Below are 12,093 nucleotides of genomic sequence, written 5' to 3'. Positions count from 1 at the left end.
TCCGGGCGGAAGGTACCGGAGGGCGGCGCGGGGGCCGCCGCCCGGGCGCGCACCGCAGCGCCGCCGCCGGGGCTGCGCGGGTGGGCTGGGGTGGTCGGGGGTGTCAGCGACGTCGTCCCGAGACCGATCGCGCTCGGTGGCTGCCCGCTCACCTGCAGGTACGCCGGCCGGTTTGCCGGGTCCGCCGGAGGCGTGTTGTCTGGGGCCCTGAGCCCCTCGGCGAAGGCGGAACAAGGGCATGGCAACCGGGTGGTGGGCATCGCTGTGGTCGTGGACGCGACCCCTGCCGCAGCCCGCCTCGCCGGAACCGGCGCAGCAGCCGGACCGGGCGCCCGACGACGGCTCCCGGCCCGTCCTGCCGCCCGGGGCCGACGCCCCGCCCGCCGACGACCAGGGGGCTCGGCACCGGGCTGAGGCGGCCCCGCCGCCCCGGAGTCCCGTGCCCGTCCCGACGTCCGGTCCGCCCCCTGGTCCGGAGCGCAGCACCCCGCTGCGTCCCCGCCCGACAACGACAGGAGCCCCACCCGTGGCACAGCTCGACAACGTCATCGCCGACCTGCTCGCGATCGAGGGCGCCAACGGCGCCGCGATCGTCGACATCGACAGCGGCATGGCCCTCGCGACCGGCGGCGCACCCGGCTTCGACCTCAACGTCGCGGCCGCCGGCAACTCCAACGTGGTCCGCGCGAAGCTGCGCACCATCTCCGACCTGGAGCTCAAGGACGAGGTCGAGGACATCCTGATCACGCTGGCGAGCCAGTACCACCTGATCAACGTGCTCAAGGGCCAGGGCAACGCCGGCCTGTTCATCTACCTGGTGCTCGACCGGACGACGGCGAACCTGGCGCTGGCCCGGCACAAGCTGCGCGCGGTCGCCGGCAGCGTCAGCGTCTGACCGCCGTCCCCGCCGCGGGCCACGAGAGCGCGGCAGTCGGCACGGGCGTCAGCGCCTGACCCACGGCGGCACCGCCCCACGCGGGCGGTGCCGCCGCCCGCTGCGGGGGAGGGACGCGGTACCCGAGCGGGGACGGCGCCGCTCGGGCGATGCGGTGCCCGAGCGGGGACGGCGTCGCCGAGCGGGCCGATCGACCGGTCAGGCCGCAGCGGTGGCCGCGGCGATCCGGTCGCGGAAGGCGTCGGCGGCGACCTCGTCGGGGTCGATCCACCGGGCGACCCGGCCGCCGGACACGATCCCGACGCGGTCGCAGCACTCGGCGAGCTCGTCGGGGTCCACGGACACCACGACGACCGACGTCCCGGAGGCGGTGGCGTCGTCCAGCAGCCGGCGCACCTGGTGGCGGGCGCGCACGTCCAGGCCGCGGGTGGGCTCGTGCAGCACCACGACGTCCTGCGCGGAGGCGGACATCCACCGGGCGAGGGCGATCTTGTGCTGGTCGCCGCCGGAGAGCGCGCCGAAGACCGTGCGGATGCTCAGCGTCTTCACGTCCATCTGGTGCACGGTGCGGATCACCCCGCGCAGCGTGGCGATCTCCTTGCGCATGTCGGTGAGCGCGCCCCACTGCTCCTGGGTCAGCGTGCGGGCGATCGTCTCGCCGGGGTCGACCCCGTAGGCGTCGTCGTCGGGGCGGTAGGCGGGCACCCGCAGCACGTCGGGGCCGGGCGTCGGGCCCAGCGACCGGGGCTCGCCGTGCAGCAGCAGCTCATCGGTGATCGCCGGCAGCTCGCCGGACAGGGCGCCGACGAGTTCCCCCAGCCCGGAGGACCGGTGCCCGGTCAGCCCGATCACCTCGCCGCGGTGCAGCATCAGGTCGACGCCCTCGACCGCGCCGGGCACCCGCAGGTTGCGCACCTGCAGCGTCACGTCGTCCGAGCCGACCGGCCGCGGCGCGGGCGCCGGGGCGTCGTCCGGCCGGGGGAGTGTGGTGACCCGCGGCGCGGGCAGCGCGACCGGCTCGCCGACGGTCTCCGCGGCGAGCCGCACCGGGTCGAGCGCGGCGGCCGGGCTGTCCAGGGCGATCCGTCCGTCGCGCAGCACCAGCACGCGGTCGACCACGGCCAGCATCTCCGGCAGCCGGTGGCTGATGTACAGCACCCCGCGGCCCTGGCGGCTGAGCCGGCCGGCGACGGCGTGCAGGCCCTCGACCTCGACCGGCAGCAGCGCGGCCGAGACCTCGTCGAGCACGACCAGCCGGGTGTCCTCGGCGAGCACGCGGGCGATCTCCACCACCCCGTGCACGAAGTGCGGCAGGTCGCCGATCAGGGTGTCCGGGTCGACGTCCAGGGCGACCTCGGCGAGCAGCACCTGGGACTGCCGGCGCAGCTCGGCCTGCGGCCGCCCGGCCTGGACCGTGCCGCGGAACACCGCCTGGGCCACGGTGAGCCCGGGGTCGATCCGGACCAGCTGCTCGACGACCCCGACCCCGAGGTGGCGGGCATCGGCCGCCGACAGCGGCGCGTAGGGGTGGCCGGCCAGCGTCATCGCCCCGGAGTCGGCGGCGGTGATGCCGGCGAGGATGTCGCCGAGGGTCGACTTGCCCGCCCCGTTGGCACCCACCAGCCCGACGATCTCGCCCGGCTCGAGGGCGAACGACACGTCGCGCAGCACACGTCGAGCCCCGAAGGACTTGGTCAGGCCGTCGACCTGCAGCAACGCCATGGCAGGCAGGCCTCCCCGGGAAGTGTCCCCGGACGGAGCCGGTGGACGGCGGTCTCAGCGTCTCCCGCGACGCTGTGCAACTACCTCGATGCTACCGGTCGTGGGGCGGCGCGCCTCCCGAGACGACCGGTCCCGGGAGGCCCCCGAACCCCCGCTCAGACGCCCAGCCACACCGCGCCGTCGACCGGCACGTGCCCGTCGACGACCGGTGCGCTGGCCAGCAGCACCTGCCCCTCCGGCAGGGGCACCGGCGCCGGCGAGAGGTTGAGCAGGCACACCAGACCGCCGGGACGCCGGAAGGCCAGGCACCCGTCCGGTGCGGGGAGCCACTCGACGCCGTCCCCGCGGAACGCCGGGCCGCGCCGCAGCGTCAGCGCCTCCCGGTACAGCGACAGCATCGAGCCGGGGTGCCCGGTCTGGGCCGCAGCGGTCAGCGGCCCCCAGCCCGGCGGCATCGGCAGCCAGGTGTCGGCGGTGGTGGAGAAGCCGTACGGCGGTTCGTCGCCCGACCACGGCACCGGCACCCGGCAGCCGTCCCGGCCCCGCTCGGTGTGCCCCGAGCGCTCCCAGATCGGGTCCTGCAGCACCTCGTCGGGCAGGTCGACGTCGGGCATGCCGAGCTCGTCGCCGTTGTAGACGTAGGCCACGCCGGGCAGTGCCAGCTGCAGCAGCGCCGCGGCGCGCGCCCGCCGGGTGCCCACCTCGCCGCCGCCGTAGCGGGTGACGTGCCGGGGCCGGTCGTGGTTGGACAGCACCCAGCAGGCCGGCGCCGGCGTCGGCGCCACCGTGTTCAACGAGTGCTCCACCGCCGCGCGCAGCTCGTCGGCGTCCCACTCCGCGGTGAGCAGCCGGAAGTTGAACGCCAGGTGCAGCTCGTCGGGGCGCAGGTAGTGCGACAACCGCTCGTCGTCGAACACCCACACCTCGCCGACCGCCATCCGGTCGGGGTACTGGTCGAGCACCGCACGGACCCGGCGGTGCAGCGCGTGCACGTGGTCCTGGTCGAAGCGCAGGTCGCCGGGGCCGTCGTCGGCGAACAGGCCGGTGTCCTCGGCCGGGACCATGTCCGGCAGGCCGGGCGGCTTGGCCATGCCGTGCGCCACGTCGATCCGGAAGCCGTCGACCCCGCGGTCCAGCCAGAAGTGCAGCGTCTCCTCGAGGTCGGCGACGACCTCGGGGTTCGAGTAGTCGAGGTCGGGCTGCTCGGGGGCGAACAGGTGCAGGTACCACTGCCCGTCGGGCACCCGGGTCCAGGCCGGCCCGCCGAACACCGAGGGCCAGTTGTTCGGCGGCTCGGCGCCGTCCGGGCCCGACCCGTCGCGGAAGAAGTAGCGGGCCCGGGCCGGAGAGCCCGGCGGGGAGGCCAGCGCCTCGGCGAACCACTCGTGGTCGTGCGAGCTGTGGTTGGGCACCAGGTCGATCGTCACCCGCAGGCCCAGGCCGTGCGCCTCGGCCAGCAGCTCGTCGAAGCCGGCCAGGTCGCCGAACACCGGCTCGACGCCACGGGGGTCGGCGACGTCGTAGCCGTGGTCGTGCATCGGCGAGGGGTAGAACGGCGTGATCCACAGCGCGTCGACGCCGAGCTCGGCCAGGTACGGCAGGTGCGCGCGGATGCCGGCCAGGTCGCCGACCCCGTCGCCGGTGCCGTCGGCGAAGCTGCGGATGTAGACCTGGTAGAACACCGCCTCCCGCCACCAGTCGGCAGTCGCCGCCGCCTGGCTCGTGGCGGGCTGGGGCGTCGGGTGCTGGCTCAGCGGAGGCTCCTGCGGGTGGAGGTGCGGGCTCAGGGGGCCAGCGCGCCGCCGGCGTCCTCGGACCAACGGTTCTGCATGCTGCGCGCTGCCATCTCCAGATAACCCCACAACGTCGCGTCCTGCTCGGCGGTGAGCCCGAGGGAGTCGACGGCGGCGCGCATGTGCGTCAGCCAGGCGTCGCGGGCGGCGCCGTCGATGGCGAACGGGGCGTGCCGCATGCGCAGGCGGGGGTGCCCGCGCTGCTCGGAGTAGGTGCGCGGCCCGCCCCAGTACTGCTCGAGGAACATCCGCAGCCGGGTCTCCGCGCCGTCCCAGTCGTCGGCCGGGTACATCGGCCGCAGCACCGGGTCCTCCCGGACGGCGGCGTAGAAGTGCGCGACGAGGCTGCGGAAGGTGGGCTCCCCGCCGATCTCCGCGTAGAAGGTGGCCGCGTCGGGCAGCGGCCGGCTCGTCTCGCTCATGCCTGCGATGTTCCCTCAGCGGAGACCTGCGGGGCCACGTGGGCGTCGTCTCCGTGCTCCGGACGGGAGCGGGTGCGGTGCAGCGCCACCAGCGGGACGACGACGGCGACCAGCCCGATCGCGCCGCACAGCGCCACCACGGTGCTCGGCCGCAGCACCTCCGCGCCCAGGCCGGCCAGGACGACGCCCAGGCCCTGCACCCCGGCCAGGCCCGCCGCCGCCACCCCGAAGGCGCGCCCCCGGTAGGCACTGGGCACGGCCTGCACGAACGCCACGTTCAGCGGGATGGAGCAGGCGCCGCCGACCCCGGCCACGAAGAACAGCGCCACGACCGCCGCGAACGCGGTGGTGCCGGTGCCCAGCCACAGCGGCACCAGACCGGCCAGCAGCACGCCGCCCAGCGAGAGGGCGACCAGCGGGGCGAGCAGCCGCTCGCGGACGTGCGGCGGGCAGAACCGGCCCACGACCAGGCCGCCGAGGGCGGTGCCGGCCGGCGCTGCGGCCAGCAGCACGCCGGTGGCGGCGGTGGTGCCCTGCAGCTGCAGGCCCAGCGGGGTGGCGATGCCCTCGGGGGCGTTGACGAACAGGGCGGCGACCCACAGCACCCCGACGATGGCCAGCAGCCGCGGGGCCGAGGCGAGGAAGCGCATCCCGCTGGCGGTGTCCTGCCAGATCGACCGCACCTCCTCCTCGGCGTCCTCCAGACCCGGCGCCGGACGCCGCTGCAGCCCCAGGCCCAACCAGCCGGCGGAGACCGCGAAGGTGGCGGCGTTGAGCAGCAGCGCCGCGGCGGGGGAGAACTGCAGCAGCAGCGCACCGCCGAGCAGGAAGCCGATCAGCTGGGCCACCTGTGCGGTGACGCCGGTGAGCGAGGTGGCCACGGCGTAGCGGTCGCCCTCCAGCACGTCGGCCATCAGCGCCGAGCGGGCCGCCTCGAACGGTGGTGAGCACAGCGAGACCAGCAGCAGCAGGGCCAGCAGCACCGGCAGCGGCATGCCCGGCGCGGCCATGGTCGCGACCAGGACGGCGCGGGCCACGTCGCTGCTGATCAGCACCCGGTGCCGGGGCAGCCGGTCGGCCAGCGCGGCCAGCACCGGCCCCCCGAGCACCCACGGCAGGTAGCTGATCGCGAAGGTGACCGCCGACAGCAGCGCCGAGTCGGTGCGCTGGTAGACGAGCACGGTCAGCGCGACCCGGGCCAGCTCGTCGCCGATCGTCGACAGCAGGTAGGAGCCGAACAGGGGGCGGAACTCGCGCACCGCGAAGACCTGGCCGAAGGTGGCCGGCCGGCTGCCCGGGGTGGCGGCCCCCCGACGGCGGCGGCTCAGCGTGGACCTGCGTCCGAGCCGGCGGCGGTCGACGCCGCAGTGACCGCCCGTGCGCGCTTCATGACGCAGGAGTGTGGCAGGTGGAACTGATCCGGTCGATGACCTCTCGCGACGACGCGCTGGCGAGCGGAGGGCGTTCCGGAACCAGAGAGTGCGCAGGTGAGGCCCGTGTCCGGCTCCGGCTCCCACGCGCCTGCCCCTGGCAGCGACGCCCAGGGGCAGGCGCGTGGGCCCCCCGTCCGGCCCACGCCTCACTCGGGGACGGGCGTCATCCCGGTGTAGGCGGCCAGGAAGGCCAGCTGGTCGGCGGCGAGCCCGACCGTGCGGCTGACCGCACGGGCGCCGTGCCCCACCGACAGCTCACGGCGGAGCACGATCGGGGCGTCGGCGGTGGTGGCGTGCTGGAGTGCCGCGGCCAGCTTGCGGGCGTGCAGCGGGTCGACCCGGGTGTCGGACTCGAAGGTCGTGAACAGCACCGCCGGGTAGGCGGTGCCCTCGACCACCCGGTGGTAGGGCGAGTAGCCGAGCAGCCAACCCAGCTCCACCGGGTCGGCGGCGGTGCCGTACTCGTCGTTCCAGGTGCGGCCCAGCCCGAACAGCTCGTAGCGGACCATGTCCAGCAGCGGGGCGCTGCAGACGACCGCGGCGACCAGGTCGGGGTGCTGGGTGGTCATCGCGCCCACCAGCAGGCCGCCGTTCGAGCCGCCCATCACCGCGAGCTGGGCCGGCGTCGTCCAGCCCTCGGCGATCAGGTGCTCGGCGGCCGCGGCGAAGTCGTCGAAGACGTTCTGCTTGCGCTCGCGCATGCCGGCCCGGTGCCACTCCTCGCCGTGCTCGGAGCCGCCGCGCAGGTTCGCCACCACCCACACGCCGCCGGCGGCCACCCAGGCCAGCGCCTGCGCGCTGTACGCCGGGGTGAGCGAGACGTTGAACCCGCCGTAGCCGTAGAGCACCGTCGGCCGCGGGGTGTCCGGCAGGCCGGAGGGGGAGAGCACGAACAGGTGCACCGGCGTGCCGTCCGCGGAGGTCGCGTGCGCCTCGACGACCTGGACCGTGGGCACGTCGCCGGCCACCGGGGCCTGCTCGTGCACCGTCAGGGCGGTCGGCTCGGCGGCGTCCCAGCGGAGCACCGACGGCGGCGTCGCGTGGTCGGTGAACCCGACCCACGCCGTGCTGCCGCCCTCCGGCGGGGCGCTCACCGCCGTGACGCTGCCCGGGCGCAGGTCGCTGACGTCGGCCAGCCGGCCGCTGCCGTCCCCGGCCCACAGCGACAGCCGGTCGGTGGCGTCGACGGCGTGCACCGCGAGCACCCGGAGGTCGCCGTCCGGGCCGTCGACCAGGGCCACGTCGGAGAGCACCCCGTCGTCGGACTGCGGGACGACCTCCCGCCAGGCCGACGGGGCCCAGCTGGCCGGGTCGGCGGGGTCGGCGACCACCAGCCGGCTGCGCGGGGCGTCCCGGTCGGTGTGCAGCCACAGCCGCCCGTCGCGGGCCACCCAGGCCGACGTCTGGGCGTCCACGCCCACCTGCAGCTCGCGGAGCACGCCGTCACCGGCCAGGTCGGCCAGCCACACGTCGTCCCGCGGGGCGGTGCCGACCGAGGCCGAGACGACCAGCCAGCGCCCGTCGGCGCTGGTGCGGGCACCGAAGTACGTGGAGGGGTCGCTGCCCTCGCCGTGCACCAGGACGTCGGTGTCGGGGTCGCTGCCCACCCGGTGCCGCCACACCCGCCGGTGGAACTGCTCCTCACCGGCGGGCACCAGCTCCGGGGCCAGCCGGCGCACGTAGAACAGCTCCTCGCCGCCGGGCAGCCAGCCGACGGGGGAGTAGCGGCACCGGTCGATCGGCCCCTCGAGCACCTGGCCGGTGGCCACGTCGAGCACGAACAGCTGCGACTCCTCGTCGCCGCCGACGGAGAGCTGGTAGGCCAGCCGGTCGCCCTCCCAGGAGGGCTGCCAGGCGTCCAGCGTCGTGGTGCCGGCCGGGTCCAGCGCGGTCGGGTCGACCAGCACCCGGGTGCTGCCGTCGGGCTCGGTGACCCGCAGGACGGCGTGCTCCTGGCCCGGGTCGCGGCGGGTGGAGAAGGCGCGGCCGCGGCGCCACACCGGGACGCCGACCGCGCCGGCGTGCACCAGCTGGGCGAGCCGGTCGGCGAACACCGGCCGGGCCGGCAACCCGGCCAGCAGTTCGGCGGCCAGCTCGTCCTGGGCGGCGGCCCAGGCGGCGGTGCGGGGGTCGTCGGGGTCCTCCAGCCAGCGGTAGGGGTCGGCGACCAGGTGACCGTGCAGGTCGTCGACCAGGTCCAGGCGGGGGGCGTCGGGGTAGCGCACGGGCCGACCGTAGCTGCGGGCACCGACGGACCGCTCGGCTCACTCGATGGCCGAGACCGCCGTCGCCAGGGCAGGATGAGGGTGCCCGTGGGCTGTCGAAGCCGTCGGTGGCCACGGGCACTCGGAGGTGTCCCGTGTCGATCACCGCTCTGGGGTCGTCCGCGCCGGGGTCGACCGGTGCGCGGCGCGGCCCTGTCCCCGGTCCGCCCGCGCCCGCCCCGGCGTCGTCCACCACCGCCGCCACCCTGCTGCTGAACGCCACCTACGAGCCGTTGTGCGTGGTCTCCAGCCGCCGCGCGATCGTGCTGGTCCTGGCGGCGAAGGCCGAGGCCGTCGACGTCACCGACGACGAGGTGCACGCCGAGCGGGTGACCGTGGCCGTCCCGGTCGTGGTGCGGCTGACCCGCTACGTGCGGGTGCCCTACCCGGTGCAGGTGCCGCTGTCCCGCCGGGCGGTGTTCACCCGCGACGGGTCGACCTGCGTCTACTGCGGGGGATCGGCGACCAGCATCGACCACGTGGTGCCGCGCAGCCGGGGCGGTACGCACACCTGGGACAACGTCGTGGCGGCCTGCCGGCGGTGCAACCACACCAAGGCCGACCGGTCGCTGGCGGAGATGGGCTGGTCGCTGCCGCACCCGCCCGGGGCGCCCAGCGGGGCGGCGTGGCGGTTGCTCGGCCACCGCACCGTCGACCCGCGATGGCACGAGTGGCTGGGCATGCCCGACTCCGTGAGCGCGTGAACGCGCCCGGGACCGCCCGGCGGCTGTGGGTGCTGGGCGAGCCGTTCCACGCGCTCACCTACTCCGCCGGCGAGGCGCGCACCGCCTTCGCCGACGCCGGCCTGACCGGCTTCTGGGCCGGCTACTTCGCCGGGCGGGCCGCGCCGCTCGGTCCCGTGGGCGCCGAGGTGGTCACGGCGACCTTCGGTTCGTTCGCGCCGGACTTCGTGGCCCGGCGGGTCCCCGAGGTGTGGGCGACGGTCTCGCCCGCTGACGCCCTCGCCGCCCGGCTGGCCGGGGTGGACGCCGCGGTCCACCGGGTCGTCCCGGGCTTCGCCGGGTCGGCCGCAGCGCGGGAGGCCGCCGAGCTCGCCCGGCGTGCGGCGGAGGCGGCCGACGTCCTGGGCCGCACCCTCGCGGCGGCCAACGCCGGGTCGTCCTGGCCGGCCGAGCCGCACCTGGTGCTGTGGCAGGCGCTGACCACGCTCCGCGAGCACCGGGGCGACGGCCACCTGGCTGCACTGCTGCACCGGCAGCTGCTCGGCCTGCCGGCCCTGGTGCTGGCCGCCGCGGCCGGGACGACGGAGGCAGCGTGGCTGCAGCGCGCCCGCGGCTGGTCACCGGAGCAGTGGGCGGCGTGCGCGGAGCGGCTGACTGCGGACGGCCTGCTCGCCGACGGGCAGCTCACCGCACCGGGAGCGGCGCTGCGCGCGGAGGTCGAGGCAGACACCGACCGGCTCGCGCGGGGACCGTGGGCGGCACTCGGCACCAGTGGCTGCGAACGGCTGGCCGAGCTGCTGCTCCCGGTCCGCCGGGCGGTCGTGGCGGCGGGGGAGTGGCCCGAGCGCAACCCGATCGGCGTCCCCGACCCGAGGTGGACGACGTCCTGACTCAGGTCACCCGGGCGCGCTCGACCGGCTGGCCCTCGTACGACCGGTCCGACAGCACGGTCCGCAGCCGGTCCATCGCGTCCCAGACGTCGACGAACCGGGTGTACAGCGGCGCCGGGCCGAGCCGCAGCCGGTCGGGGGTGCGGAAGTCCGGCACGACGCCGCGGTCGATCAGCGCCTGGGTCAGCTGCCAGGCGGCCGGGTGGGCCAGGCTCACGTGCGCACCGCGGCGAGCGGCGTCCCGGGGGCTGGCGACGGTGACGCCGTGCTCGGCCAACCAGACGTCGGCCAGCTCGACCACCAGGCCGGTGAGCGCCTGCGCCTTGGCGCAGATCCGGTGGATCCCGGCCTCCGCGGTCAGCCGCACGCCGACCTCCACCGCGGCCATCGCGAGCACCGGGGGAGTGCCGACGGAGAACCGGTCGACGCCCTCGGCCGGGTCGTAGACGGGGCCCATGGCGAACTGGTCGCGCTGGCCGAACCACCCCCAGATCGGCTGGCGGAGCTGGTCCTGCAGCTCCCGGCGCACGTACAGGAAGGCCGGCGCGCCCGGGCCTCCGTTGAGGTGCTTGTACGTGCAGCCGACGGCGAGGTCGGCGCCGGCCGCGGTGAGGTCCGCCGGGACGGCCCCGGCCCCGTGGCTGAGGTCCCAGACCACCAGTGCGCCCGCTTCCCGGGCCAGCCGGGTCACCTCCGCGATGTCGACCAGCGCGCCCGAGCGGTAGGCCACCTGGGACAGCACGACGACGGCGACCCGATCGTCGAGGGCGGCGGAGAGCACCGACAGGTCCAGCCCCTCGTCGATGTGCGCCTCGACCTCGCGCACGGTCAGGCCGCGGGCCTCGGCCACCCCGGCCACGATGTACCGGTCGGTCGGGAAGTCGTCGGCGCAGCAGACGAGCACGTCCCGGCCGGGCCGGGCGTCGACGGCGGCGACCAGCAGCTTGTAGAGGTCGACGCTGGTGGTGTCGCTGATCAGCACCTCGCCCGGCCGGGCACCGAGCACCCCGGCCGCCAGCGCGTCGCCGATCCGCCGGGACTGCTCCACCCACTCCCGCCAGGAGCCGACGAGCCCGGCGCCCCACTCCTGCTCGACGACCCGGGCGACCGCGGCCGGGGTGTCCCGGGGCAGCCGGCCCAGGGAGTTGCCGTCCAGGTAGATCAGCCGGTCGGGGCCGTCGTCGTCCGTGCCGGTGAAGCGGGCGCGGAGACCGGCGAGCGGGTCGTTGGCGTCGGCGGCCAGGGCGGCGTCGCGGGAGAGGTCCACGGGCAGATCCTGCCTCGTGGGCGGTGATCACCTCGGGTCGAGCGTGCGCACCCCGGGACGGTGGGACGGCTGCCTCGACGTGATCGCTGCGGACGCTGGTGCTCTGCTGCCTGGGGGGCAGCAGAGCACTAGCGTCCGGCGGGTGACCTCTCCGACCGGCACGCAGCTGCACGACCTGACCGCGCTGGAGCAGGCGGCCGCGGTCCGCGCGAAGGAGGTGAGCCCCACCGAGCTGGTCGAGCACTCCCTGGCCCGGATCGAGGCGCTGGACGCCGCCGTCGGCGCGTTCCTCACCGTGACCCCGGACCGGGCCCGGGCCCAGGCCGCGGCCGCCGACCGGGCGGTGCTCGACGGCGCAGAGCTGCCCCCGCTGCACGGCGTCCCCACGGCGATCAAGGACCTGGCCAACACCGCCGGGGTGCGCACCACCTTCGGGTCGACGGTGCTGGCCGACTTCGTCCCGGCCGTGGACGACGCCGTGGTCACCGCGCTGGCCGCGGCCGGCACGATCAGCCTGGGCAAGACGAACACCCCCGAGTTCGGCTTCCCCTGCTACACCGACAACGGCCTGGTCGGTCCCGCCCGCTGCCCCTGGGACACCACGCTGCTGGCCGGTGGTTCCAGTGGCGGGGGGGGGGGGGGGGGGGGGGGGGGGGGGGGGGGGGGGGGGGGGGGGGGGGGGGGGGGGGGGGGGGGGGGGGGGGGGGGGGGGGGGGGGGGGGGG

At 76.2% G+C, this 12,093-nt stretch carries 10 protein-coding genes; 4 read left to right on the top strand and 6 right to left on the bottom strand.

Features of this window, described 5'->3' with window-relative positions:
* Positions 1–526 precede the first annotated feature (526 nt).
* A complete protein-coding gene (locus ACJTNH_RS12875) occupies positions 527–895 on the top strand; it encodes a hypothetical protein (protein WP_458176239.1) in 369 nt (122 codons plus the stop codon).
* A gap of 198 nt (positions 896–1,093) precedes the next feature.
* Here the strand turns inward: ACJTNH_RS12875 and ACJTNH_RS12870 are convergent, their stop codons facing one another.
* The 5 genes from ACJTNH_RS12870 to ACJTNH_RS12850 form a co-directional block, all read right to left on the bottom strand.
* On the bottom strand, positions 1,094–2,617 hold the full coding sequence (locus ACJTNH_RS12870) for an ATP-binding cassette domain-containing protein (RefSeq protein ID WP_458176237.1): 1,524 nt from the start codon (positions 2,615–2,617) through the stop codon (positions 1,094–1,096).
* Positions 2,618–2,772: 155 nt separating this feature from the next.
* Positions 2,773–4,299: a glycoside hydrolase family 13 protein gene (locus ACJTNH_RS12865; RefSeq protein ID WP_458176235.1), complete on the bottom strand. Its 1,527-nt coding sequence runs from the start codon at positions 4,297–4,299 to the stop codon at positions 2,773–2,775.
* 101 nt (positions 4,300–4,400) lie between these two features.
* Positions 4,401–4,832: a globin gene (locus tag ACJTNH_RS12860; protein WP_458176233.1), complete on the bottom strand. Its 432-nt coding sequence runs from the start codon at positions 4,830–4,832 to the stop codon at positions 4,401–4,403.
* Positions 4,829–6,091 (bottom strand): MFS transporter, encoded by a 1,263-nt coding sequence (locus ACJTNH_RS12855; RefSeq protein WP_458176231.1) that lies wholly within the window; start codon positions 6,089–6,091, stop codon positions 4,829–4,831. Before ACJTNH_RS12855 ends, ACJTNH_RS12860 begins: the two co-directional genes overlap by 4 nt.
* 320 nt (positions 6,092–6,411) lie before the next feature.
* On the bottom strand, positions 6,412–8,490 hold the full coding sequence (locus tag ACJTNH_RS12850; RefSeq protein ID WP_458176229.1) for a prolyl oligopeptidase family serine peptidase: 2,079 nt from the start codon (positions 8,488–8,490) through the stop codon (positions 6,412–6,414).
* A gap of 134 nt (positions 8,491–8,624) precedes the next feature.
* Here ACJTNH_RS12850 and ACJTNH_RS12845 point away from each other — a divergent pair, with 134 nt between their 5' ends.
* The gene (locus ACJTNH_RS12845) at positions 8,625–9,233 is read left to right on the top strand and encodes an HNH endonuclease (RefSeq protein ID WP_439957949.1); all 609 of its coding nucleotides are present in this window, start codon (positions 8,625–8,627) and stop codon (positions 9,231–9,233) included.
* Entirely contained in the window at positions 9,230–10,102 is an 873-nt protein-coding gene (locus ACJTNH_RS12840) for an SCO6745 family protein (protein ID WP_458176227.1), read from the top strand. Before ACJTNH_RS12845 ends, ACJTNH_RS12840 begins: the two co-directional genes overlap by 4 nt.
* Position 10,103: 1 nt before the next feature.
* Here ACJTNH_RS12840 and kynU read toward each other — a convergent pair whose 3' ends face one another.
* The gene (gene kynU, locus ACJTNH_RS12835) at positions 10,104–11,369 is read right to left on the bottom strand and encodes a kynureninase (RefSeq protein ID WP_458176225.1); all 1,266 of its coding nucleotides are present in this window, start codon (positions 11,367–11,369) and stop codon (positions 10,104–10,106) included.
* A 142-nt stretch (positions 11,370–11,511) separates the two neighbouring features.
* On the opposite strand from kynU, the gene ACJTNH_RS12830 reads away from it, so the two are divergent.
* A partial coding sequence (locus ACJTNH_RS12830) for an amidase family protein (RefSeq protein ID WP_458176223.1) occupies positions 11,512–12,093 on the top strand: 582 nt, incomplete at its 3' end.

Source organism: Modestobacter lacusdianchii (genome assembly GCF_054177765.1).
Note: the sequence above shows the minus strand (reverse complement) of the source record. Positions and strands in the feature narration are given on the sequence as shown.